This window comes from Klebsiella sp. D-Nf1 (assembly GCF_002810515.1).
GTDB classification, from domain to species: domain Bacteria; phylum Pseudomonadota; class Gammaproteobacteria; order Enterobacterales; family Enterobacteriaceae; genus Klebsiella; species Klebsiella variicola.
In genome coordinates this window covers 180,371-205,703 of the sequence record NZ_PIOK01000006.1, presented here as the reverse complement: position 1 = coordinate 205,703, position 25,333 = coordinate 180,371, and the positions used below count along the sequence as shown (strand labels likewise).

Below are 25,333 nucleotides of genomic sequence, written 5' to 3'. Positions count from 1 at the left end.
GCGTTGAGGGGCTGTTCTTTAACTAACTGAAATAAATAAAAAAGAGCGGTAGATGAAATTTTGTTTCAAAAATGAGCAATAAGATATATTGGCGAGTATGTGATGTTTTCTTGTGGATATTTAAGATGATTTCTGACAAAAATTCTCAATAGCAGAAAAAGCATCTTTTCTGTGGGATTTTTTTATTTATAATTAATCTGTTTATTTCCCGTCAGAACGCAAGGAGGTTTTTCACAGCCAGATTTAGATGCCGCGCTAATGATAAATCACAGGTCTCGTTATTTTTACCGCCATGCGAAGCGTTTCACAGGGGGAGGGAAAACGTCTGGTTGACGAGAATTTGTTGATTAAATGTTAAAGGGACGATTTGTGGCAACTTCAATGATATTGGTTACCCAGGATTACTATCTCTTTCAAGGTGTTAAGAATTTCTTTCCTGATATCATTCAGTTAGATTCTAGCGGAAAAGCGATTTTAGATAATGAGGTTGATGAGGTCTCTCTGCTGGTTGATAGCCGTTCGCCGCTTTGTCATTACGATTACCTGGTGATGGAGGCGGCACAATCCAGAAAGCGAATATGTTGTATTGTCCTCGACATGCGCCATCGGGAAGAGCATTTACTGAGTCTGAAATCGTTTTTAAACATGTCATTATCACCCGCCGATATGGCGACATTATTTGGGCTTTTTCTGGAGATGAAGAGCAAGCGGCTGACCAAAGAGTGGTTTGACGATCTGCGCTTAAGTTTGACTGAACAGTTAATGCTTCGTTTGCTTGGGGCGGGTATGACCATGGAGGAGGTGGCGGTGAATCTGAATACCTCGGTAAAAAGCCTTTACCGGAAGCGCACTGCGCTTTATGAGCGACTGGGGTTAGATAATTTCAATGAGGCTTGCTTATTTATCTTTAGAAATAAACTGCTGGAGCACGCCGGTAGCTCGCCATGAGGCTTCGCTGTACAGAGAGTGGATAACATCGCAAGGTATTGGATAACGGAAATATAATAAATTAAATAGCTATTGATAGGTACAACCGTCGATACCGTCCGGTATCCATGGCGGCATTCGACATATAATTCCGGAGCTCTTTGGAAGTAATTACCGCGAATGCGGTTTGCTATGCACAGCGATTATTATAATGAATATATTCCTTGCGCTGCACAGGAATAGTTTTGTCATAAATTAACTCTACCATGGTATTCCGGTTCAGGTGTCGGAATACCATGGGATATCGTGAAAGCATCAGAGGAGCGAGGTGGATGAGAATAAGGGACAGTATTGCTGAACGGTTAGAGGCGTGTGGGCTCTACCGTCGGGCGGCATCCAGATGGATTGAGGTGATGCAGCGCTGCCTGAACGATGATGACAGAGAGTGGATCCGTCACCACCGTAATCAGTGTCTGAAAAAGGCGCAACGTCCGCCAGCGCCGAAAGAGGAGTTTGCCGACCTCCACCAGGCGGCCAAAGAGACGCAGTATCGCATGGGTATTGCGAAGCCCTATGGCGAAGCGTTCAGGCTACCCGGCAAAGGGAAAACGGCCGCCGAGTAATATACCTTTCTTCATGGCGTTTGCCTGACGGCTTCGCCTTATCCGGCCTACGGGTCCCTCGCAGGTTCAAACAGCGTAGGCCCGCGCAAGCGCAGCGCCGCCGGGCGATACACATCAGACACTGTACCCGCGGTTGTGCCGGATGGCGGCATAAATGCCTTATCCGGCCTACGGGTCCTCCACAGGTTCAAACAGCGTAGGCCCGCGCAAGCGCAGCGCCGCCGGGCGATACACATCAGACGCCGTACCCACGGTTGTGCCGGATGGCGGCATAAATGCCTTATCCGGCCTACGGGTCCCCCCGCAGGCTCAAACAGCGCAGATCCGCGCAAGCGCAGCGCCGCCGGGCGATACACATCAGACACTGTACCCGCGGTTGTGCCGGATGGCGGCATAAATGCCTTATCCGGCCTACGGGTTCCCCCGCAGGTTCAAACAGCGTAGGCCCGCGCAAGCGCAGCGCCGCCGGGCGATACACATCAGACGCCGTACCCGCGGTTGTGCCGGATGGCGGCATAAATGCCTTATCCGGCCTACGGGTCCCCCCACAGGCTCAAACAGCGCAGGCCCGTGCAAGCGCAGCGCCACCGGGCAGTGGGTCATAGAGTGGAGTTCGATGGAGAGTCCGGATGCAGAAAAGCAAAAACCCAGCCATAGGCTGGGTTCTCTGAATAAGTGGTGCCCGGACTCGGAATCGAACCAAGGACACGGGGATTTTCAATCCCCTGCTCTACCGACTGAGCTATCCGGGCAACGGGGCGCATTAAACCGTAATCCGCCCAGCCCGTCAACCAAATTTCTTAAATTACGTATCGATTGCTTATCTTTGCGGCAATTCTGCGTTCAAAGGCGCGTTTTGGCTTAACTTCACTGCATGCCGTTATCGCCCTCGCGGGTTTTCCAGCCGCTGGTAATGGCGATAACGTGGCGCAACCCGGAGATAATATAATCGCCAATGACCTCTTCATCCTCACGCGGCGAGCTCAACGTAATTTCCGCATCCACGCCGTGGCGATAGGCGCCATGGTGGCTGAAAATAGTGCCGATATAACACTTCCCGTTCAGCCAGACCGGAATATAGGCCACTGTCTCATAGATATAGTTGACGGCGACGCCGCTGTAGTAGTTATCCGCCTCGTCGGCGGAGGTGCCCGGTGGGATGGGGCAGATCGGCGCATCGTTGTCGCTGGCGGGTTTGTCTTTCAGCAGGCTGCCCTGCATGACCTCCAGCGAACGCAGCAGGTCCGCTTTATCGCCGTCGCTGAGGGGGGGTGTTAACGGCTGGTCTTTCTCCGGGGAGCGTATGCTGTTCAGCGTATAGCGATAGCGAACCGTCACCACGGGCGTCTGGCTCGCGGTGCTGAACGGGCGCAGCAGGTAGAGATTATCTTCGCCAAACTGGCCGTTGTACCACAGGGCATACACCTGGCCGTTGATTTTGACCCAGTGGTTCCACTGGTTAGCCCCGCGGCCATTGATGGAAAAGAGGGCGCCGGGCACACCGGCATCGAAATCATCGCCGTTATCACTGTCGCTGCCGTCGACGGCGGCAAAGTCATTATCGCCGCGCCGGAGCACCCCGGTGTAGCTGAAGAGCCCGGTGCCGCCCACGTAGCTGTCGATGATCAGATCGCGTTTGCCGTCGCCATCGAGATCGATCAGGGTAAAGCTGACTTTACCGTTTTCTGAATCTGCGCTGATCGAGGAGCGCAGAAACGCCTGCCATTCATCATCGCTGATATCCGGGGAGGGTTTGCTGGTCGAAACCAGGGTGTCATCGGCGTAAGTGAGCGTGAAGTCGGTAATATGGCCGGTTAACGGAAACTGCTCGGCGACCTTATTCAGCGCCAGTTCTGGATCGCTTTTTTGCGCTTTCAGCACTGCGTTATACAGCGTTCGCAGGGCGAGGTTATCCGCCTCTTTCTGCTGCCTGGGGATCACCTGGCTGACGAAGGTCGGTAACATCCAGGTGCCGCCGGGGGTGATTTCCCGACACATACCGGTGCTGTACTTTAGGCTGGGGGTAAAGGTTTTACCCTCCCAGACGCGCGTCTCGCCGGTTAGGCAGTCGGCAATGCCCCGTTCTTTGCGCAAAAAGATGATAGTACCGTTGGCGTAGCTGGAGGCCTCGGTGGTCAGCAACCGTGGCTTGTTCAGCTGGGCGTTATCGACCAGCCACAGCGCATAGCCATCGTTATAGGGCGCTCGCCAGCAGAGCGCCTGCACCAGAGAATGGGTTTTATCCAGCGCGGTGAGCGTGATCTGGCGCTCTGCCGCCGGGATGGCCGGGTTCTGCCAGTCGTCACAGCGCTGGTTCAGCAGCGGCGTCAGGGAGGGCAGCAGCTTCTGGCGCTGGAGTATGCTCAGCGCCACCGGCTGCGCGTTATGGATCACCGGGGCGGCGATAATCTCCGGGGCGGGAGTGGCTGGCAAAATGGCATCGTCGCCGGCATCGCCTTTATCCAGCAGCGCGTCGGCGGTGCCGGTGCGTCGCTGAAACGCATCCATTTTACCCAGCACCTCGCGGCTGCCGGCGCTGGAAAGCGGCAGGTGCTGGCCGTTAAGGGTGAATTCGATTTTGCGCTGATTCGTCAATGCCTGTAGCAGGGCGGTAGTCTGATCGCTGTCCAGACGGAAATGGCTGTCGTCCTGGGCGTCCAGCGCGCCGAGATCCTGATCGTCGATCAGCAGGCTGGCGGTGGAGTCGGCGGGGATATCGTGCTCGATTTGCGCAAAGGTGGCCGTGGCGGCGAGGCGCTGTTCACTGCCCGCATTGCGGGTTAACAGCACGCTGACCTCGCCCATGCGGACGCCATAGCCCGCCGCCCGGCAGGTGCCGGTGTTATCGCAGGCGAGCTCCCAGTCCTTTTGCGCAAAGGAAAAACCTTGCAGGGGAGCCGCCAGCAATGACGTAGAGCAGAGGCCCAGCAAGGCAGCCCAGAAGAACGCGCGCATATCAATCCCTGTCAGCAATCAGTGAGGGGGAAATTATAGGCGCGACGTGGCGGTTAGGATATCAGAATCAGGTTAAGGCGCCGCCCATACGGCACTGAGCGAAGCGCAGAATATCTTCAGCCAGTCGCCGGGCGGTGTCCACATCCGTCTGGCTACGCTTGATCAGCAGGCGGCTCAGGCAGCCCTCGACAATCAGCTCCATCTGTTTGGCGACCATTTCCGGATCATCCACCTCTAACTGCGTCAGCAGCTCGTGAGTGTAGGCCAGCGAAGCCTGCTTCTGCTGTTCCGCCAACTGGTGAATCGGGTGCTGGGGATCGGGATAGAAGGTGCAGGCGGCGATAAACAGACAGCCGGGGTAGCGGTGGTTGCTGACGCAGGTGGTGAGCGCCGCATAGCGTGCCAGCAGCTTTTGCTCTGCGCCTAAGGTTTCATCGAGCAGGAGCTGACGACGCCAGGCATCCACCTGCTGGCTCAGATAGCGAAGCGCATCGTACAGCAGCGCTTCGCGATCGGGCCAGAAGCGTTTCAGGTCGCTCGTCGGACAGGACACGCGCTCAGCGACCATCTCCAGCGACGTGTTGGCGATACCTTCAATTTCAAGAATTTTAATGGCTTCTGCCAGGACGTCTTCACGTAGCACGGTGTTCTCCTCCATCTTTCCTCCTAAAGTGTCGCTCACGCTTGCCAATCGCGCAAATGGGCGCTGAATGCCGCGGCATCCATAAAGCCGGTGACTCGCCGGTCAGGCTGTTCCTGACCCTCAGCGTTGAAGAACAGGATCGTCGGCAGACCGAGCACCTGCAGGTGTTTCAGCAGCGCGACGTCTTGCGGGCTGTTCTTCGTGACATCAACCTGCAATAACACGGTACCTTTGAGCGCCTGCTGCACGTCAGGTGAGCTAAAGGTGTATTTTTCAAACTCTTTGCACGCCACGCACCAGTCGGCGTAAAGATCGAGCATCACCGGTTGGCCTTTTGCCTGGACCAGCGCCTGGTCAAGCTCGGCCACCGAGCTGACGCGGGTGAAGGCCAGATGCGCCTGCTGCTCGACTGCCGGGGCGCCAAATGCCCAGTCCTGCAGGGGCCGCACGCTGACCAGCGCGGCAGCAAGCAGGATGATTTGCACCAACCGCATCCACGGCCGGGTAGCGCCCAGCGAGGTGATAAACGCCCAGCTGAAGAAGGCGACACCGAGCATTGACCACAGACGCAATCCCCACGGGTCGCCGACAATGCGCTCCAGCAGGAAGACGGGCAGGGCAAGGATCACAAACCCGAAGGCAGTCTTCACATGGCTCATCCACGGGCCGCTCTTCGGCAGCAGACGGTTGCCAAACACGGTGACGAGGATCAATGGCAGACCCATGCCCAGCGCGTAAAGGTACAGCGTGCCGCCGCCCAGCCACAGATTACCGCTCTGGGCGATATACAACAGGATGGCGCTCAGCGGCGCGGTGGTGCAGGGGGAGCAGATCAGCCCGGCAATGGCGCCCATCGCAAAGACCCCGCCGGGCGAGCCGCCCTGACGCTTATTGCTGAGCAGCGCCAGCCGCGTCTGGAGCGACGAGGGCAGCTGGAGCGTGAACAGGCCGAACATGGAAAGCGCCAGCAGAATAAACACCGCTGACAGTCCTGCCAGGACATACGGGTGCTGCAGGGCCGCCTGGAACTGCAGACCGGCGGCGGCCACCACCAGCCCCAGCGCGGTGTAGGTTAAGGCCATCCCCTGGACGTAAATAAAGGCCAGCAGCAGGGCGCGCGCGGTGGAAAGCCGCTGTTTGCCGCCCAGCACGATGCCGGAAATCAGCGGGTACATCGGCAGCACACAGGGGGTGAAGGCGATACCAATACCAATCAGCAGCGCCCACAGCGCCGTAAAGGGCAGGCGGGCAGGGGCGTCCGCTGGTAGCGCGGTGGCTGGCGCAGACGATGTGGCGATCTCCGGGGCCGGTCGTGGCTCAACCGGCAGCGGCGGGTTGAACGCCGGACGGCTGCTCGCCGATGGCGCGGGCTCGATGGCGGTTGCCTGACCGTCGGATGAAGCCGCCAGCACGGCGCTCAGCGGGACCACCTTCGTTTCCGGTGGATAACAGAATCCAGCATCGGCGCAGCCCTGCCAGGTGACGGTGATGGTGGCGCCTTTCTCCGCCTGCTTCACTGAGATCGGCACGGTCAGGCGCTGGCGGAAAATCTCGCTTTTGCCGTAAAACTCATCTTGATGCCACTCTCCCGCCGGGAGCGCCGGTTCGTCGATCGTCGCCCCGGCGGCGCGGAAGGTAAACTGTTGACGATAAAGATAGTAACCATCCTTGATTTGCCAGCTCAGGTTGACATCGTGCTGTTGCTGCTGAAAGTCAAAGGCGAAGGCCTGGTCAGCAGGCACGAAGTTCGAGCGCCCTGGCGCGTCGAATAACCCGGCGGAGGCTGACGTGCTGCACAGCAGCAGGATCAGCGTAATGATGCGGTAAGCCATGAGAGGTAATCGTTGTCTCCATGAGTGACGGGCAGAACCAGCAGTTCAGGCGTTTGATACGGGTGGTGAGACTTCAGGCAATCCAGCAGCGCCTGCTGATGGGCGAGGTCGGTTTTGAGCAGCATCTGAACTTCATACTCCTGCTCCAGTTTCCCTTCCCAGTAATAGAGCGAGGTGGCGCCCGGCAGCAGCGTGGCGCAGGCGGCAAGCTTGTCCGCCAGGGCTTTTGCCGCCAGATCCTGGGCGGTCGCTTCGTCCGGCGCGGTACAGAGAACAACAACAGCATCAGGCGTAGTCATCATGAACCTCGTATCAGCGAAAAGAGGCACTATAACACGCAAGATGCGGGGATATTAGCGTCACGAGCGGGAAAGGGGCGGAAGCTGGCAACGGGCGCACGGTGGGCCCGTTGCCAGGGGGATTTACAGCATAATCCCGCCGAAGATGAAGCCCAGGATCACGCACAGCGTGATAGCGATAACGCCAGGGACCAGGAAGGCGTGGTTAAAAACGTATTTGCCGATGCGCGTCGAGCCGGTGTCGTCCATCTCCACCGCCGCCAGCAGGGTCGGATAGGTTGGCAGCACGAACAGCGCCGAGACGGCGGCAAACGAGGCGATTGCCGTCAGCGGGCTGACGCCGAGCAGCAGCGCGGCGGGCATCAGCGCCTTGGTGGTGGCGGCCTGCGAGTAGAGCAGCGTGGCGGCGAAGAACAGCACCACCGCCAGCAGCCATGGGTAATTGTGCAGCAGGTCGCCGGCCACGGCCTGGATGTCGCTGATATGTGCTTTAACGAAGGTATCGCCCAGCCAGGCGACACCGAGCACGCAGACGCAGGCGCTCATCCCGGACTTAAAGGTGCTGGCGTTGAGCACTTCGCCAGTGTCGATTTTACAGGTGATGCTAATCAGGGTGGCGATGGTCAGCATAAACACCACGATCGCTTCGTTACGCGGTAGCACCGGGTTCTTGATCAGGCCGACGGTATCGCTGATGGCCGTGGCGTAGAACATCACCGCCACGATGCCGATCAGAAACAGCAGAACGGAACGTTTGGCGTGCGGCTTCAGCTCAAACACCTGGCTGCCGCGCAGTCTGACTTCACCCTTGGCCAGCCGCTCCTGGTAAATGGGATCGTCTTTCAGTTCGCAGCCGAGGAAGTTGCAAACAATCGCGGTGAGCATTACCGCCAGCAGGGTGACCGGAATACAGATGGCCAGCAGCGTCAGGTAGCTAACGCCCAGCGGCTCAAGGATCCCGGCAAAGAACACCACCGCGGCGGAGATAGGTGAGGCGGTGATCGCTATCTGAGAGGCCACGACCGCAATCGACAGCGGACGAGATGGGCGAATGCCTTGCTCTTTGGCCACTTCGGTGATCACCGGCAGCGTGGAGAAGGCGGTATGGCCGGTGCCAGCGAGTACGGTCATAAACCAGGTCACCAGCGGGGCAAGGAAGGTAATGTACTTCGGGTGGCGGCGCAGCATCCGTTCGGCGAGGCTGACCAGGTAATCCATCCCGCCTGCGACCTGCATGGCGGCGATAGCGGCGATGACCGCCATGATGATTTCAATAACGTCGAAGGGTATCGCACCCGGTTTAATTTGAAAAATAAGCGTCAGGACAAGGACGCCAAGGCCACCGGCAAAGCCGATACCAATGCCGCCGAGCCTGGCGCCGAGATAAATCGCCAGCAGGACAATAACCAGTTCTGCACCAAACATATATGCCTTCCTTGTTTTTTAACAAGTTGATATTGGATTGTTGTATTTTAGTAAAACTAAAAAGCAAAAAGGCATGTCATCGCTGACATGCCTTTGAATCACTACCCAGAAAGACTACTGTTCGCTTTCATCGGTATAACGCTTCGCTTTATAAGCAGGATGCATCAGGTTTTGTGCGGAGAAAATGTCATCCAGCTCTGCCGCCGTTAGCAGCCCACGCTCCAGCACCACTTCCCGCACGCTCTTGCCGGTTTCGGCGCAGATCTTGCCGACGATATCGCCATTGTGGTGGCCGATAAACGGGTTGAGGTAGGTGACGATGCCGATGGAGTTGTAGACGTAGCCTTCACATACCGCTTTATTGGCGGTGATGCCGTTGACGCATTTCTCCAGCAGGTTGTAGCAGGCGTTGGTCAGGACATGTATGGATTCGAACATCGCCTGGCCGATCACCGGCTCCATCACGTTCAGCTGCAACTGCCCGGCTTCGGAGGCCATGGTCACCGTGGTGTCGTTGCCGATCACTTTAAAGCAGACCTGGTTGACCACCTCCGGCACTACCGGGTTAACCTTCGCCGGCATAATAGAGGAACCCGCCTGCAGCTCCGGCAGGTTGATTTCGTTGAGGCCCGCGCGTGGACCGGAAGAGAGCAGGCGCAGGTCGTTACAGATCTTGGACAGTTTCACCGCCAGTCGTTTCAGCGAGCTGTGAACCATGACGTACGCCCCGCAGTCCGAGGTGGCTTCAATCAGATCTTCCGCCGGGACGACCGGTAAGTTGCTCACTTCCGCCAGCTTCTGCACCGCCAGCTGTTGATAGCCGTCCGGGGTGTTGAGGCGTGTACCGATGGCGGTTGCGCCGAGGTTCACCTCCAGCAGCAGCTCCGCGGTGCGCAGAATGCTTTTGGTCTCTTCATTAAGCAGCACATTGAAGGCATGGAACTCCTGGCCGAGGGTCATCGGCACCGCGTCCTGCAGCTGGGTGCGCCCCATTTTGAGGATGTCCTGGAACTCCACGGCTTTCGCCTGGAAGCCTTCACCCAGCTGTTTAATCGCATCGATTAACTTCAGGATGGAGGCATACACCGCGATGCGGAACCCGGTCGGGTAGGCATCGTTGGTGGACTGGCATTTGTTGACGTGATCGTTTGGGTTCAGGTACTGGTATTCGCCTTTCTGATGGCCCATCAGCTCAAGGCCGATGTTCGCCAGGACTTCGTTGGTGTTCATGTTTACGGAGGTGCCGGCCCCGCCCTGGAAGACATCGACCGGGAACTGGTCCATGCATTTGCCGTTATTCAGGACTTCGTCACAGGCGGCGATAATCGCATTTGCCGCGCTTTTGGGAATGGTCTGCAGCTCCTTGTTCGCCAGCGCGGCGGCTTTCTTCACCATCACCATGCCGCGCACGAATTCTGGTATGTCGCTGATTTTGCTGTTGCTAATGTAGAAGTTTTCAATCGCTCGCAGAGTATGAACGCCGTAGTAAGCGTCCGCGGGAACTTCCCTGGTGCCCAACAGATCTTCTTCGATACGAATGTTGTTTAACATGTGAACCTTCTTTTCAAGCTGCCAATGAATTCACCAAATACACAGAATATCCAGGATTCAGTATATTTTCTGGCCGACGATTATTTCCTTAACCGGCCTGGTGCCCAAGATCATATGCTGATGATAGCGAATATCAGTAAGCTTGATCACTTATTACGTCGTGGGCGGGATAAGATTTATTAATCTGTGAAATGGGTCACCGCTTTCCTATTCCTGGAAAAAATAAGCATTTCCGCTGATTGAAAAGCCGCGCAGCATCCCCATCTTAGTGGGATGCGATCAGCAAATTGATGACTACGGGCGCTGAACGCAGCGCCCGTTGATGAAGGAGACGCCGGTGCGTTGGATTCCGTTTATTGCCTTTTTTCTTTACGTTTACATTGAGATATCGATCTTTATCCAGGTAGCGCACGTGCTGGGCGTCTTTATGACGCTGATCCTGGTGATCTTTAGCTCGGTGGTGGGGATGTCGCTGGTGCGTAACCAGGGTTTCAAAAACTTCCTGCTGATGCAGCAGAAGATGGCCGCGGGCGAGAGCCCGGCGGCGGAGATGATCAAGAGCGTTTCACTGATTATCGCCGGTCTGCTGCTGTTGCTCCCGGGGTTCTTTACCGACTTCCTCGGCCTGCTGCTGTTGCTGCCTCCGGTGCAGAAGCACCTGACGATGAAGCTGATGCCGCATCTGCGCTTCAGTCGGATGCCGGGCGGCGGCTTTAGCGCCGGAACTGGCGCTGGAGAGACCTTCGAAGGGGAATTCCAGCGCAAGGATGAACAGCGCGACCGTCTGGACCATAAGGACGATCGCCGCGATTAATACACGCCCGGCCCGGTCAGCAGATGCGACCGGGCCGCTTTCTTTCCTGGCTTACACGCTGCCTGTCGCCAGCTTGCGCCTGGGTAAAAACAGCCACAGCCCCGCCAGCATCACCAGCGCGTACAGACTCTTCCAGCCGACCATCGCCAGCAGCAGCAGACAAAGAATGCTGCCCACCACCGCCAATAGCCTATAGCGCCCGCGCAGCAAACGACATCCCGCCAGCATGCACAGCAGATAGATCATGATGAAAATGCCGTTGGCATAGACGATCAGCGCGTCCAGATTGATATCGAGCAAATAGATACACAAGGTGCTGACTACGCAGGAGCCCAGCACGGCGTTGAGGGCATTGCGCGGGATCTGCCGCGGCGACAGCCGTGCGAGGTAGCTCTGTGGCTTATGCTGCGCCTGCGACCAGACCAGGCGGGCGAAGCTTTGAATATAGATGTTGAGGCTGGCGAAACAGGCGAGATAGCCGATGACGCAGGCCACCCACAGCGCTTCGACGCCGAACAGACGGACAACGATGTTCGGTAGTGACGCGGCCGCCGCCATCTCCTCGCCAAAGGCGTGGAAGTGCAACACCAGCACGGTACAGGCCCAGTAGACCGAGCCGGCAAGCAGCAGGCCTATCATCAGCGCGCGGGGAAAATCGCGCTCGGGATGCTTGAATTCCGAGGCCAGGTGGGCAAAAGCTTCCAGGCCGACGAAGCACCAGAACATGACCGACAGCGCGGAGAAGAGCTGGCCGCGGTCGATCTCCGTCAGGGCGGGGAAGGGGATCTGCGCCGGACTTATTCCACCGCGCCACCAGACGGCGGCGATCAGCGCCACTATCAGTATGGCAACCAGCGTCTGCAGGTTGGCGCTGGAGCTGGCGCCACGCGAACCAACCCACCAGACGATGGCCAGGGTGCCCAGCTCCGCCAGCAGTAGCTGCGCATCATGCCAGCCGAACAGCGCCTGGCCAAAGCCGGTGGCGATGTGTAGCGCGGCGGGGAGTCCGACCGGGATAACCGATAAAAACAACCAACCGGTCACGCTGGCCAGACGTGGGCCAAACGCCATATCGACAAAATGGGCCACGCCGCCCGCGCTGGGAAAATGGCGGCCCAGCAGGGCAAAGACGATGGCAATCGGGAAAACAAGAAGAATGAGCAGCGGCCATGCCCACAGACTGTTATCGCCAGCGACCAGCGCCGCCAGCGCCGGAACGGCAAAGACGCCGGTGCCCAGCAATGAGGTGGAAAGCAACCCGACTCCCTGTCCCAGCCCCAACTCCTGTTTTAAACCACTCATGATTCCATCCTGCGCCAGTGAAAAAAAAGAGAGTATCACAATCGCTTTTCCTTATGACGCGTTGGCCGATAGCGTCGCTTTTTGCGCGCTAGCGCAAAGGAAAAAATTTTTTTTGATTTTGCCCTTGAAGCGGGAAATGGCCACCCCCATCTCTCTCAGCACTAGCCGGTAAACCGCGTTCGGCCCGGCGTCACCCATAACTGATAATGACTTTCTCGAAGGAGAGCTATCAATGAGTATTCGTCCGTTACATGATCGTGTGATCGTCAAACGTAAAGAAGTTGAAACCAAATCTGCAGGCGGCATCGTTCTGACCGGTTCTGCGGCAGCTAAATCAACTCGTGGCGAAATCATCGCTGTCGGTAAAGGCCGCATCCTGGAAAACGGAACTGTGCAGCCGCTGGACGTTAAAGTTGGTGACATCGTGATTTTCAACGATGGCTACGGCGTGAAGTCTGAGAAGATCGACAACGAAGAAGTGCTGATCATGTCCGAAAGCGACATCCTGGCAATTGTTGAAGCGTAATTCGCACGACCCTGAACGAATTTGAGGAATAAAAGAAATGGCAGCAAAAGACGTAAAATTCGGTAACGACGCTCGTGTAAAAATGCTGCGCGGCGTAAACGTACTGGCAGATGCAGTTAAAGTGACCCTGGGCCCGAAAGGCCGTAACGTGGTTCTGGACAAATCCTTCGGCGCGCCGACCATCACTAAAGATGGCGTTTCCGTTGCTCGTGAAATCGAACTGGAAGACAAGTTCGAAAACATGGGCGCACAGATGGTGAAAGAAGTTGCCTCTAAAGCGAACGACGCGGCAGGCGACGGTACCACCACCGCGACCGTACTGGCTCAGGCTATCATCGCAGAAGGCCTGAAAGCCGTTGCGGCGGGCATGAACCCGATGGATCTGAAACGTGGTATCGACAAAGCTGTCGTTGCCGCCGTTGAAGAACTGAAAGCGCTGTCCGTACCGTGCTCTGACTCTAAAGCCATTGCTCAGGTTGGTACCATCTCCGCTAACTCCGACGAAACCGTAGGTAAACTGATCGCGGAAGCGATGGATAAAGTCGGTAAAGAAGGCGTTATCACCGTTGAAGACGGTACCGGTCTGGAAGACGAACTGGACGTGGTTGAAGGTATGCAGTTCGACCGCGGCTACCTGTCTCCGTACTTCATCAACAAACCGGACACCGGTGCTGTTGAGCTGGAAAGCCCGTTCATCCTGCTGGCTGACAAAAAAATCTCCAACATCCGCGAAATGCTGCCGGTTCTGGAAGCCGTAGCGAAAGCTGGCAAACCGCTGGTTATCATCGCTGAAGACGTTGAAGGTGAAGCGCTGGCGACTCTGGTGGTTAACACCATGCGCGGTATCGTTAAAGTGGCTGCGGTGAAAGCACCGGGCTTCGGCGACCGTCGTAAAGCTATGCTGCAAGACATCGCGACGCTGACTGGCGGTACCGTTATCTCTGAAGAGATCGGTATGGAGCTGGAAAAAGCGACTCTGGAAGACCTGGGTCAGGCGAAACGCGTGGTTATCAACAAAGACACCACCACCATCATCGATGGCGTTGGCGAAGAATCCGCAATTCAGGGCCGCGTAGCTCAGATCCGCAAGCAGATCGAAGAAGCAACCTCCGATTACGACCGTGAAAAACTGCAGGAGCGCGTAGCTAAACTGGCTGGCGGCGTGGCAGTAATCAAAGTCGGTGCGGCTACCGAAGTTGAAATGAAAGAGAAAAAAGCACGCGTTGACGACGCCCTGCACGCGACCCGTGCTGCGGTTGAAGAAGGCGTGGTTGCTGGCGGCGGCGTAGCGCTGGTTCGCGTTGCAGCGAAACTCACTGGCCTGACCGGTCAGAACGAAGATCAGAACGTCGGTATCAAAGTTGCGTTGCGCGCAATGGAAGCACCGCTGCGTCAGATCGTGTCCAACGCCGGTGAAGAGCCGTCTGTTGTGGCAAACAACGTGAAAGCAGGCGACGGTAACTACGGTTACAACGCGGCAACTGAAGAATACGGCAACATGATCGACTTCGGTATCCTGGACCCAACCAAAGTGACCCGTTCTGCTCTGCAGTACGCGGCATCCGTTGCTGGCCTGATGATTACCACCGAGTGCATGGTGACCGACCTGCCGAAAGGCGACGCGCCTGACTTAGGTGCTGCCGGCGGTATGGGTGGCATGGGCGGTATGGGCGGCATGATGTAATCGTGCGCTCTACAGCTTAAAAAAGCAGAAACCCCTGGCCAGCAATGGCTGGGGGTTTTTCTTTTGGCGCGCTTTTTAGTATAAGGCTTATACATAAAAATCATTTAAGCTGCATCAGAGCGGCAAGCACCTCCGTTTCGGGCGTGAACTGACAAGCGCGACCGGGGAGGGAATGAACGCGGCTCATGCCGACGCAGTTTGAAGGATGACAGATTTACATCCGGGCCAGTGCGTCCAGCTCATCGATCATGGGGAATAACATGCAGGTAAAATATTTAGCAGGGATTGTCGGCGCAGCCTTACTGTTGGCAGGTTGCAGTTCCAGCAATGAATTAACCTCTGCCGGCCAGAATGTGCGTTTCGTGCAGGAGAAGCCGGGCGCAGATTGTCAGCTGTTAGGGACCGCGACGGGTAAACAGAGCAACTGGCTCTCCGGCCAGAATGGCGATGAGGGTGGTTCCATGCGCGGTGCGGCAAACGCCCTGCGCAACCAGGCGGCAGCGATGGGCGGCAACGTGATTTACGGCGTCAGCAGCCCGACGCAAAACCTGCTGTCGAGCTTTGTACCTACCGACAGCGAAATGAACGGCCAGGTTTATAAGTGCCCGAACTGATGCGTGATGCCTCTCTCTGCGAGCGCGGAGAGAGGCGTAGTTGAAGATGCGGATCAGGCGCTAAGCTCTGCTTTCTTCTCAAGGTAGAACGCGTGCAGGGGACGCAGGCACTCTTCCAGACTGAGCATTCTTCCTGGCTGGGAAGGGATAATGGTACTGAAGATCTGGCATGGCGCCAGCTCCGCGTGCATTGCCTTAAGCTTGGGACTTTTCTCGATAAGCTGCATTACCACGTTGTTTTCCAGTTCAGACAGATGCGGCGCGCTGGTTTTTACTACGCCTCCGGAGATAATTTTCTTCCCTTCGTCCGTCTCGCAGCAGTAAAGCACGCCCAGATAATGGGAAAACAGGTTCAGCTTCCACTCTTCCTGAGGATACTGTTGATAATCAATATTTGGTTGGGTGGTTAAGTCCACGGTATAGCACATTAAGAATTCAAGATTCGAGCTTAAGTACTGAATAAATTCTTGATCACCTACGGTTTTCAATGTGTACTGAATGCCAGCAAAGAGAGCTTCTACCTGCCTGTCTTCAATACATAGCGTACAAACTTGCTCATTCTGGAGAACCAGTATAAGCGTTGATCCGGTTTCGTCTGGTTTGTGAGTGATCGACATAATGCGGCGTTCCGGATTTGGCTGCTGAATCTCGGTCATCTCTACAGCAGGGATATTTGCGATCAACGATTCATTATAAGCGATGAGTTCTTCTTTATAGGTTTCCCCTTGTTCGTGTAATCGCTTATACGTCACAAGCAGACGATTTTGCAGGATAAGAAGAAGATCGAGCACTATTGGTGCTTGCAGATAATATTGCTGACAGAAACCATTTTTCTGCTTTATTTTCAACAGCAATGCCATAAAGCGATTTTCAAAGGTAATACCTGAGGTATTAAATCCAATAAACGTTCCTTGCATCATTTTCTCCTTTTTAGGCTGGCGCCAAGGTTTTCGACTGCGACAGGTCGATAACGCGGTCGGCAGAGGCAATAGTCGATGGCCGGTGAGCGACGATAATTCGGGTAATGCTTAATGACGAAATTGACTGGTTGATAACTGATTCGTTCTTTAAGTCAAGATGGCTGGTGGCCTCATCCATAAACAGAATGCTCGGTCTGCGATACAGCGCGCGGGCAATTAGAATGCGCTGCTTTTGCCCGCCGGAAATACCTAACCCCAGTTCGCCGACGATGGTTTCATAGCCCATCGGCATCTTCATAATTTCGTCATGAATGTTGCAGCGCATGGCGCATTCCATCACAAAATCAATATCGGCATTATCTTCGAAGCCACTGATATTATCGATAAGCGACCCGGAGAAAAGGCGGTCCTCTTGCAGTACGCAGGCGGTACCGTGACGATAGTTATTCAAACCAATTTTAGTGATATCAAGATTATCCGCTAAAACATCGCCACTGGTCGGTGAAAGCAGGCCACACATCACTTTTAACAGCGTGGTTTTACCAACGCCAGATGGCCCGACAAGTGCGACGGATTCCCCGGGCTCCACGGTGATATTCAAATTAGAAAAAATAGGCTGAGAAAAAGGATCGTATTGATAACAGAGATTTTTGACTTCCAGTTTTGCGCCCGAGTCAGCAGAGAAAACTTCTCTTGCGGGAAGCTCCTGTTCCGGTTCGCTGAAGACGATCTCTGACAAACGTTCATTATGTAAAGAAAGCATACGGAGTTGCATACAGAGATCAATCAGACTAGAAGCTCGCTGTGAAAACTGGCCACGGTAGGCGTTGAAGGCCATAAACATACCGAGAGTCATATTATTATCAATAACCATAATGGCACCTAGCCAAAGAACCGCGACCTGATCGATAGTAGTTATAAAAGTATTGATTCCACCAAACATCATGTCGAAGCGCGTTTGTTTGATCCCGGCATTGCAGGCTTCAATATTAATATTGAGCCAATGCTGGGAGCGACGCTCTTTCAGGTTTAGCGCCTTGATGGTCGAGATGCCATACAGAGACTCCATAAAGTGCGAGCTGGAGCGTGCGCCTTTAATCACTTGCTCTTCCGCTACGCGACGATAAAAGCGGTAGGTAGCAAAGCGCATAATCGCATAGCATAGGGTAAAACCAACGACCACCCAGGTCAGCCAACCGCCGTACAGTGTCAGCATGATCAGCAGGCCAATAGTCATGATCGAGTCAATAATGCCGCTGACGATACTGTTGGTAAACGTCGAGCGTATCGTATCCAGGGAGGAGAAACGTGACTGAATATCCCCAAGATGACGTTTTTCGAAAAACGATAGCGGCAGACTGGTCAGATGATCGAAAAGGGTGGTTTTCCACTGGATATTCGTTAGCGTATTAAGCGTTAATGAGGTCCAGGCGCGGAGCATACTGATGAAAGTGCGAAACAGCGTAAAAAACACCAACCCGATACAGATGACAGATAGCAGGCTTTGGTCATGCGCCATAATCACATGGTCGGTAACCAATTGGGTGCCTATCGGCAGCAGTAAACCAATTGCTTCAACGACCACCGAGAAGGCAAAAATTTTCAGTAGCGCTGATTTCAATCCGACAATATTGCGCATCAAATCTAACAAACGCAGGCGTGATTTAGCCTTTTCCTGCTGAAAGTTTTGATCGGGCCAGAGCTCTAAGGCGATGCCGGTAAAATAATTGGACATCTCTTGATTACCAATGATGCGCTTGCCCAGCGCTGGGTCGTGTACGATAAAGCTGGATTTGCGTACTTTGGTCAACACCACATAGTGATTCATTCCCCAATGCAGGATACAGGGCAGTTTAAGCTGACGAATCTCATTCAGGTCTAACGACAGAGCACGGCTTTTCAAGCCGGCATGATCTGCCGTTTTGCTTAATGACATCAGCGTGACTCCCTGCGAAGCACTGCCAAAACGCTGGCGGAAATTAAACAGATCAATATCTAGACCATAGTGACCGCAAACCATCGCCAGACAGGCGATCCCACACTCAGCGGCTTCCGATTGCAAGATAACGGGCGTTTTTTTCAGAAGCGAAAAGTTAACTTTTGCGATGATCTTTTCAAAAAGTTCGTTAGTCATTGATCGGGCCGCTCACACTTTGAGTAATTTTATAAACTGGGGTAAACATCCACATATAGAGAGGACGTTTTTCGAGGAAAACAACTGCCTGTGCTTTAAGTCCATTTGATAGCTGCAGAGTTTTACCATTATAATAAAAGGTTTTATTTTTTATCTTTACTATAGTTTTATAAAGGGCTAATTCTTGCTGATTGGTTCCAGTGCTCACATTAGTATATTCTGACATTTCCTGCCGTGCTGCGGGGACGGAAGATATTGATATGACTTCACCAGGGAATTGTCCAAATTTATCGGAGGGAAAAGCATCATAGCGAATGTTTATAACATCACCAGGCTTTACATAAGGTATGCTATTATTTGGCAGCCATAATATTAGATAATACTCAATGTTACCTGTGGGTTTAATTTGAGCCAAGCTGCTGCCGTTATCAACCATTTGTCCTTTAGTTACTGAGAGTGACTCAATACGCCCTTCTGTCGTAGCCTTTATAATAGCATTGCCTTTCGCATTTGATTCAACCAATTGATTTTTGAAATCATTTATTTGATTTTGTTGTGCTGTTATCTGATTGTCAAAGTCAGCGATTTTAGTTATTTTGTCGCTGTTGTATTGCGTGATTTGCGATTCTAATTGCATCTTTTGGCTTACAAGTGATTGGTATGTACTCTGTTGTTGAAAATATAATGAATGTTGATAGTTATATTGATCTTTTGTGATGAGTCCATCTCTAAGATAACTATCATAGCTGGATAAATTATCGTGCATTTTCTTTAATCCAGCTAACGCATTGGCAAGAAGTCGATTGATCTCTTTCAACGATTCTTTATTAGCTTTAAGTTGCTTTTCTATTGATGAAAAAGTTTCTTGCTTGTTTTGAGAAAGCTTGTTTATTATTTCTTCAGCATTGGCTATCTTTTCTTTATTAACTTCTATCTGTACAGAACTAACATTGCCAGTAGTCGTGTCACGAGAGATATCTATTTCATAGAGAGGTTGTCCTTTTTTAACCACATCACCAACTTTCACATATTGTGATACGATAAAACCCTGTTGTGGCGCATAAACATTTACGGAATGAGGTAAGGTGATAACTTCCCCATTAACGTCTATCCGCTGAGTAAAGCTACAAAAGATCATGGCTGATATAAGCAAGCCAAGGAATAGCAGAGATAATATTATGATTAACCAAGCAGGCATTCCAGCCAGCAATAAAGATTTACCTTTCCAATATACTCTTTTGTACTCAATCGCTTCCTTGCGATATAATCTTCTTGTCATTTTTTGTTTATTTACCGATGTAAAAAGGCCCAGTATGGGCCTTTGTTAAAGAAATTTTTAACTTATGCCCAAGGCGTGAATGTGCCGTCAAGAGCTGAAGAGTAAGAATCTGCGATATATTTTACTGTTGCTTCCCAGCCAAGTGCCGCACCGCTGACGCAGCCACCAATAAAGCCGCCAACAGCACCAAAGATGACCCCACCCAGTTCGGCGATGATACCAAACCCAAGGAGGCCACCGCCGTCGCCAGCCTTACCACCTGCCGCTAAAGCACCCCACATAGCTGTAACAGTTCCGAAGGCTAATGCGGAAGCTGCTGCTTCAACACCATTAGTTACTAGGCTTGTAATAGTTGACATAAAGCTTGAGGTATCCCAGCTATAGCCACCAGAAATTTCCTGCATTTCAAAAACGTTTAACTCACGCATTATATATACTCCTGTAATTAAATAGTTTACTTCCTGTAAAGGGAGTAAAATGTGTATGGTCATTTTACTGAGCCATGATTTAATAGAGAGCATTGCCCTCAAGATAAGAAACATACCATCACTCAAATAAAGATTATTTGCCAGAGATCTCTATTTGGTTCGTATATTTCACGGTGGAAAATGCTATGCTCATCCTTTCTTTAAAGCAACCTCTAACTTGATGAATTATTATGTTTATATTGTGATTTCATGTGAATTAAATTTATTCCTCTTGAATGACGACCTCTAACAACCCTCTGACGGTGCCAATAGTAATGTCATCGGTAGTACGATAGTAATCTGCGGTAAGATTAATCTCTTTATTGAGATTGTTGGCATCTACTATAAATGACTTTGCTTCATAATCGTAAAAATTAACAGGGGTGCCATTTTCTTTTATTATAGTGTTGACGTTTTGTGCACCTCCACTACTTGTCGGATCGCTATTGAGGAGAACCCCGGGAGTTCCATCGGTACTCGAACGAGGGTTAAACCAATAGTAAACCGTATTTCCAGTTGATTTTTGGTCGCACTTAATATTCAAGCTAAAGGTTTTTTCTTTTGAAGTTTTACTTCCCGGTGAAGTAGACAAAAGTGTCAGTTTATCAATTCTTGTGAGGTTTACGGTTTTAGTTGATGTTATTTCGCATGAGTTTTCGCGAGGTACAGGGCTTGCAAATTTCATATTTATTGATAATAGTAAGTTAGATGGCAGTGTGGCTTTTATATCGCTATCAGCAACATAAAATGATACGCTGCTATTAGTTGGGGACTGGCTTAAGTCAATAGTTCCAGTTTTGATTAACCAATAGCGATAAAGTGTATTTTCAGTTGTTCCTGGAACCGGTATGCTTCCTGCAACCGCTGGCATCATTCCATAGACCGAGCCAGTAAGCAGATCACTAACTTGATAACCAATGCCTGGGATTCCCGTTTCATAAACAGGTTTACCCATAATGCCAGTCACCCCTGGAACTTCGCTGGCAGTGATCACAGTGGTATATCTATTCTTCGATGAGTTGTCGCAAGTAAACGCGGGTGCGGAACCGCCGATACCCATCAATTTTGTATAGAGTATACCTCCTACCGGAATAGTTGGGTCAGTAGATATTTTAACATTGCTTGGCATATTAAAATTCACCCTTTTTGCGGTGCTTTTAATATCGCAGTTTGCTTCTGCTTGACTACAAAAAATAGCCAATAAAGCCGAGAATAGAAATATTTTTTTCATGTGTGAAATCCTTTTATCACTAGCGGCAAATAGCTTTGGATGTTGTGAGACTTCCTTGTGTGGGAAGTAATTGATACGTTGCATTGCAACGTTGATCCTGCCGTTGGCCCCATAAAACAAGTAACTCACCACTATCTTGCAAGCCTGAGAGATAAACCATCCCTGCATCACTGACAATGTTGGCTTGAGTATTGGCACTGTTTTTTATCGTTACCGTTGAACCATAAGGAACCGGTTTATCTCCAGGCATTACTAGTTGAATGAGTGCTCTACGTCCAATATTGCCGTCATAATTAGCACGCACGATGGCGCCTCGCGTCGGAACAACGCTCTTCGTGGTTTCCGGCAGCTCCATATCTTCACCAAGGGTGGTGCTGTCCAATGTGATATCAGTGCGACGGTAAGGCGTAACGTACGGGACGATGGCGTAACCGCGATAGTCGGTGGAGATGGTGTTATCATTGCTCAACATGACGTTATCCAGCCCCGGCGCTTTAATCAGCACGGCGGCGTCGGTGATGTCCTGGCCAAGCGTGATGCCATCAGCATGGGCAAGAATGCTACCGTTGGCGCCGTAGTCAATACGCTGGCTGTGATTGTCATAGCTGTAGCCGGCATTGACGCTGCCGCGGGCACCGTTATAGGTCCCGCGCATATCGCCGCTGTAGTACTCCCGGTTGCTGTACCCTTGCTGCAGACTCCATTCCAGGCTGCCATTATCCAGCGCGTTGCCGCCGATGGATACCGACTGATCGGTGGATCCCGGATTGCTGTTGGTTAACTGATAGCTGGTATAGGTACCCGGCAGCCAGTTGCTCAGCGGCAGGGTCACCGTCAGGGTGATGCGCTGATCGTCCTGGGCGTCTTTTCCAGAGTTATCCCCGCTCCAGGTGTAGCGGTTATAGCTGTAGCCGAGGTAGTAGTTCACATTGCGGAAACCGCCGTTGTACCCCACGCTGATCGATTTGTTGGTACGCTTATCGTCCCAGTAATCTTCAATTAACCCGCTAACGGACAGACTACCCAGGCCTTTACCCAGGCTTTGGTTCACCGTCAGGTTGGTGCGGTTACGCAGCGAGCGTGGGCTATAGTTGCCGTCATTAGAGTAGCTATCCAGTACCTCGGAGAGGGTATTAAATCCGCGGGTGGAATAGCGGTAGCCCGCGATGGTGACGTTAGTGCCAGTTTCAACAATATTTTTCCCGTAACGTACCCGCCAGGACTGTCCTGAGGTCTTCTCATCGTCTTTCTTTTTCGACCAAGCCTGGGTGACGTCTGCTGAGGCGGCACCGAGCTCGCCCAGGTTATAGCCAAGACCTGTCGATAGGGCCTGGTAGCGCGAGGCCGCCTGCATGCCACCATAAAGCGTCAGGCTGCTGGAGACGCCGTAAGTCGCGGTGGCCTGGGTAAAGGGGGTCTCATCAACTCCGCCATCGTAAGGACGATATTTACCGGAAGTAATCTCATACTCCAGTTGATTTTCACGCACCATTACCGGCAGGGTGGCGAACGGCACGACAAACTCTTGTTTGGAACCGTCCGACTCTTCTACGGTAACGTAAAGGTCGCCGCTACCGCCGCTTGGATACATATCGGTGATTTCAAATGCCCCAGGCGCCACGTAAGTCTGGTATACCTGATAGCCGTTCTGTTTAATCATGACGCGGGCGTTGGTTTTGGCGATACCACGAATGATTGGCGCATAGCCGCGCATACTTTCCGGCAGCATCGACGTATCGGTGGCCAGCTGAATACCCGTAAACGGCACGCTGTCAAAAATGGTTGAGAGCGATGAGCTCTCACCCATCACCAGGTTACTGTTGATCGGGCGAATACTGCGCTGCATATAGAGATAGGCGGAATCCCAGTCCCCGGCACCGCTATTGTTTTTATTCCAGGTGCTGAGGTTACGGATACGCCATGGGCCAACGTTGAGGCCAGACTGCAGGTTCAGGCTGTAGTATTCCTCATTAGCCTGCATATCGTTCGAGCCGCTGAACTGGTAGTTCACCAGCAGGGCGTTGATGCCATCATCAAACTGATCCGGTGGAATATATCCCTGCGCGGTAGTGGATAAGGCCGCCTGCGGAATAGAAATATTTAAGCGCTGGGCGGTGAAGTCAAAATCCGCTTTGGTGTCTGGGATGACCGAAAAGTTTGCGCAGCCGTTTTTGTCCTCGGCTAACTCTGGAAAGGCTTTTATCTTTACACCATATTCCGCGAGTGCTTTTAGACTCAGGCAGGGAACCAGGGCAGGTTCGCGGTTATCGTCGGTGGCGCGATTGTTGGCGACAAACTTTATCGTCCTGGTATCCAGGTAGCGGCCATTAAACATGATATCGACCCGATAATCCCCCGGCGCCTGTGCGTACTGGGTCTGAAATATGGATAAGTCGGGAGTGGTTGATGGATCGCTACCATTCAATGAACTAATGAATGAGGGATCGAAAAAGTCACGTGCTTGCGCTTTATTATTCAAACCAGAAAGCAATGCCGGAAGCATTGCAAGGAAAACTGTGGATAGTTTGAATAATCCATTATTCTTATTTGGCATAGACACATCCCTATAATGATAAAATAAAATTCTTATTACAGCGATGAGGAATAGAGCGACCCTGCTCCGCCATAATCATTAACGATTTTCCAGGTAATACTGGAAGCGCTGATGTTTTCTTTTAACGTGACTTCTTTGGTCGTCATTGGGGCGACCGAGTTGACCTCCGGCTTTACTTCTTTTCCGCCAATCTGGATGCTATGGAAATAGAAGAAAAAGGGCGTTGGGTTTTTGATCGTCAGCTTAGTGCCAGCTTTGCGCCATTCGAGCTTTTTCGCTTCCGTATTAGGGGAGAGATCGAAAAGCGTTTTGGGACGATAGACCAGACGCATGCGGTGGCGGACCGCCAGTTGAATAGTGTTGGCGCTGGCTTTCTCATCATCCGCTGGAGGGATCGCCATCACGTTAAAATAGTATATGGATTCCCGATCGTTCGGGGCGTTAACGTTTCCGGTAGAAAACAGGCGTACTGTATTCTGTTGCTTTCCTTCAAGGCGGAACAGCGGCGGGGTAGCCATAAATGAGGGAGATTTTCCTGCCGGGGTTTCAACCCAGGATTTAATCAGATAGGGGATGTCATCTTTATTTTCTATTTGCGCGGTAATTTCGCGCGCACCTTCTTTGTACAGATAGCGGGTGGATTCAACGACAATACCGGCATGGGCAATACTGCTGAGGAGTAATGCACAGGATGCGGTGAGATTTAATAAGGTCCTGAACATGGCTTTTCTCTGAATGCAAAAAAGGGCCCGCCGTGAAGCGGGACCCTTCGGGGAAAAATTAAAGGGTGTAATCGATAGTAAAGGTCGCAACACCTTTAACCGGACCTTCGGTAACCGGGGTGGCAGCGTTCACTTTCACATAACCAGTTTTGTAGTTCAGCTGAGTGCCGTTGGTAGCAGAGTAGGTTTCAGTCATGGTGTCGGAACCATCGAAAGCTACGCGATGGGAATCGCTGAGGCGCTGGATACCGATACCGATACCGGTAGCGCCGTTAGTAGCGGTGTTATCCAGGATGGTTTTGTCGCTGGAGGTGATGCCAGAAACGTTTACAGTTACGCCGGTAACCGGAGTAGCGCTGCCCTGTGCACAGTCTTTCACTTCAAAACCGAAGTCCTGAGTTTTGAACAGAGTGCCTGCCGCTTCAGCATTCGCTTCGGTAGTGGTTACGGTGATCAGCTGAACGATACCGCTATTCAAGGTACCAGTCGGAGTCACGACGCAAGAGTTAGCTGCGTCAGAGACTTCACCCAGTACAGTTACCTGAGCAGTGTTAGTTGCCATTGCCTGAGCACTCAGCACTGCAGAAGCAGCGACCATTACAGCTACGATTGTCTTTTTCATTTAATTAATCCATATATAGATACTTAGTCCTGTGTAGAGTCAATAACAGTTATCAAGGGAATGGAATATGCATTCGCATTGATATTGAAAATAAGCGCCAGCATTCCTTTATATAGTGCTGAGACTAATCATCCTGTTGAACGACGCTACCATATCGCTTGCCATGGCGAACCATGGGAAAGCGGGAGTAATTTAAAAGTCTGGTGCAA

General features: G+C 52.5%; 21 protein-coding genes, 1 tRNA gene and 1 pseudogene. 6 read left to right on the top strand and 17 right to left on the bottom strand.

Annotated features, from left to right (window positions below; all coding sequences use genetic code 11):
- Nucleotides 1-381 precede the first annotated feature (381 nt).
- On the top strand, nt 382-948 hold the full coding sequence (locus CWM54_RS21805; RefSeq protein WP_100681941.1) for a helix-turn-helix transcriptional regulator: 567 nt from the start codon (nt 382-384) through the stop codon (nt 946-948).
- On the opposite strand, the pseudogene CWM54_RS28795 reads toward CWM54_RS21805, so the two are convergent.
- A pseudogene (locus CWM54_RS28795) lies at nt 946-1,065 on the bottom strand (hypothetical protein); the annotation flags it as partial. The gene CWM54_RS21805 and the pseudogene CWM54_RS28795 overlap by 3 nt on opposite strands.
- A gap of 128 nt (nt 1,066-1,193) precedes the next feature.
- On the opposite strand from CWM54_RS28795, the gene CWM54_RS21800 reads away from it, so the two are divergent.
- Nucleotides 1,194-1,550 (top strand): PerC family transcriptional regulator, encoded by a 357-nt coding sequence (locus CWM54_RS21800; RefSeq protein WP_319823395.1) that lies wholly within the window; start codon nt 1,194-1,196, stop codon nt 1,548-1,550.
- Nucleotides 1,551-2,226: 676 nt separating this feature from the next.
- Here the strand turns inward: CWM54_RS21800 and CWM54_RS21790 are convergent.
- The 7 genes from CWM54_RS21790 to aspA form a co-directional block, all read right to left on the bottom strand.
- Nucleotides 2,227-2,302 (bottom strand) — tRNA-Phe (locus CWM54_RS21790).
- Between the two features lie 115 nt (nt 2,303-2,417).
- Nucleotides 2,418-4,505 (bottom strand): DUF1176 domain-containing protein, encoded by a 2,088-nt coding sequence (locus CWM54_RS21785; RefSeq protein WP_100698472.1) that lies wholly within the window; start codon nt 4,503-4,505, stop codon nt 2,418-2,420.
- A 67-nt stretch (nt 4,506-4,572) separates the two neighbouring features.
- Complete coding sequence (locus CWM54_RS21780; protein WP_100681949.1) at nt 4,573-5,148, bottom strand: transcriptional regulator; 576 nt, start codon at nt 5,146-5,148, stop codon at nt 4,573-4,575.
- A 35-nt stretch (nt 5,149-5,183) separates the two neighbouring features.
- Nucleotides 5,184-6,980, bottom strand: coding sequence for a protein-disulfide reductase DsbD (locus CWM54_RS21775; RefSeq protein WP_100698470.1), 1,797 nt, complete (start codon nt 6,978-6,980; stop codon nt 5,184-5,186).
- The gene (gene cutA, locus CWM54_RS21770) at nt 6,956-7,279 is read right to left on the bottom strand and encodes a divalent cation tolerance protein CutA (RefSeq protein WP_061156059.1); all 324 of its coding nucleotides are present in this window, start codon (nt 7,277-7,279) and stop codon (nt 6,956-6,958) included. Before cutA ends, CWM54_RS21775 begins: the two co-directional genes overlap by 25 nt.
- Nucleotides 7,280-7,402: 123 nt before the next feature.
- Nucleotides 7,403-8,704 (bottom strand): anaerobic C4-dicarboxylate transporter, encoded by a 1,302-nt coding sequence (locus tag CWM54_RS21765; RefSeq protein ID WP_061156058.1) that lies wholly within the window; start codon nt 8,702-8,704, stop codon nt 7,403-7,405.
- A 114-nt stretch (nt 8,705-8,818) separates the two neighbouring features.
- Nucleotides 8,819-10,255, bottom strand: a complete 1,437-nt coding sequence (aspA, locus tag CWM54_RS21760) for an aspartate ammonia-lyase (RefSeq protein ID WP_100698468.1) — start codon at nt 10,253-10,255, stop codon at nt 8,819-8,821.
- 337 nt (nt 10,256-10,592) lie between these two features.
- On the opposite strand from aspA, the gene CWM54_RS21750 reads away from it, so the two are divergent.
- Nucleotides 10,593-11,069 (top strand): FxsA family protein, encoded by a 477-nt coding sequence (locus tag CWM54_RS21750; RefSeq protein WP_061156057.1) that lies wholly within the window; start codon nt 10,593-10,595, stop codon nt 11,067-11,069.
- A gap of 51 nt (nt 11,070-11,120) precedes the next feature.
- On the opposite strand, the gene yjeH is transcribed toward CWM54_RS21750, so the two are convergent.
- Entirely contained in the window at nt 11,121-12,371 is a 1,251-nt protein-coding gene (gene yjeH / locus CWM54_RS21745) for an L-methionine/branched-chain amino acid transporter (protein WP_061156056.1), read from the bottom strand.
- Nucleotides 12,372-12,603: 232 nt separating this feature from the next.
- On the opposite strand from yjeH, the gene CWM54_RS21740 reads away from it, so the two are divergent.
- From CWM54_RS21740 to CWM54_RS21730, 3 genes are all read left to right on the top strand, one after another.
- Nucleotides 12,604-12,897, top strand: a complete 294-nt coding sequence (locus CWM54_RS21740) for a co-chaperone GroES (RefSeq protein ID WP_003855929.1) — start codon at nt 12,604-12,606, stop codon at nt 12,895-12,897.
- Between the two features lie 37 nt (nt 12,898-12,934).
- Complete coding sequence (gene groL, locus CWM54_RS21735; protein ID WP_100681945.1) at nt 12,935-14,581, top strand: chaperonin GroEL; 1,647 nt, start codon at nt 12,935-12,937, stop codon at nt 14,579-14,581.
- A 260-nt stretch (nt 14,582-14,841) separates the two neighbouring features.
- Complete coding sequence (locus CWM54_RS21730; RefSeq protein WP_023313845.1) at nt 14,842-15,195, top strand: DUF4156 domain-containing protein; 354 nt, start codon at nt 14,842-14,844, stop codon at nt 15,193-15,195.
- 53 nt (nt 15,196-15,248) lie between these two features.
- On the opposite strand, the gene yjeJ is transcribed toward CWM54_RS21730, so the two are convergent.
- From yjeJ to CWM54_RS21690, 8 genes are all read right to left on the bottom strand, one after another.
- On the bottom strand, nt 15,249-16,112 hold the full coding sequence (gene yjeJ, locus CWM54_RS21725; protein ID WP_100698466.1) for a YjeJ family protein: 864 nt from the start codon (nt 16,110-16,112) through the stop codon (nt 15,249-15,251).
- A gap of 13 nt (nt 16,113-16,125) precedes the next feature.
- Nucleotides 16,126-18,249 carry a peptidase domain-containing ABC transporter gene (locus CWM54_RS21720; RefSeq protein ID WP_100698464.1) on the bottom strand — a complete coding sequence of 708 codons (2,124 nt, stop codon included), beginning with the start codon at nt 18,247-18,249 and terminating at the stop codon, nt 16,126-16,128.
- Nucleotides 18,242-19,528 (bottom strand): HlyD family secretion protein, encoded by a 1,287-nt coding sequence (locus CWM54_RS21715; RefSeq protein ID WP_100698462.1) that lies wholly within the window; start codon nt 19,526-19,528, stop codon nt 18,242-18,244. The genes CWM54_RS21720 and CWM54_RS21715 overlap by 8 nt, the downstream gene beginning before the upstream one ends.
- A 62-nt stretch (nt 19,529-19,590) precedes the next feature.
- Nucleotides 19,591-19,956: a hypothetical protein gene (locus CWM54_RS21710; protein ID WP_100698460.1), complete on the bottom strand. Its 366-nt coding sequence runs from the start codon at nt 19,954-19,956 to the stop codon at nt 19,591-19,593.
- Nucleotides 19,957-20,218: 262 nt separating this feature from the next.
- Nucleotides 20,219-21,226, bottom strand: coding sequence for a fimbrial protein (locus CWM54_RS21705; RefSeq protein WP_100698458.1), 1,008 nt, complete (start codon nt 21,224-21,226; stop codon nt 20,219-20,221).
- 19 nt (nt 21,227-21,245) lie between these two features.
- Complete coding sequence (locus CWM54_RS21700; protein WP_100698456.1) at nt 21,246-23,780, bottom strand: fimbria/pilus outer membrane usher protein; 2,535 nt, start codon at nt 23,778-23,780, stop codon at nt 21,246-21,248.
- A gap of 35 nt (nt 23,781-23,815) precedes the next feature.
- Nucleotides 23,816-24,502 carry a molecular chaperone gene (locus CWM54_RS21695; protein WP_100698454.1) on the bottom strand — a complete coding sequence of 229 codons (687 nt, stop codon included), beginning with the start codon at nt 24,500-24,502 and terminating at the stop codon, nt 23,816-23,818.
- A 58-nt stretch (nt 24,503-24,560) separates the two neighbouring features.
- Nucleotides 24,561-25,124, bottom strand: a complete 564-nt coding sequence (locus CWM54_RS21690) for a fimbrial protein (protein WP_100698452.1) — start codon at nt 25,122-25,124, stop codon at nt 24,561-24,563.
- Nucleotides 25,125-25,333: the final 209 nt, after the last annotated feature.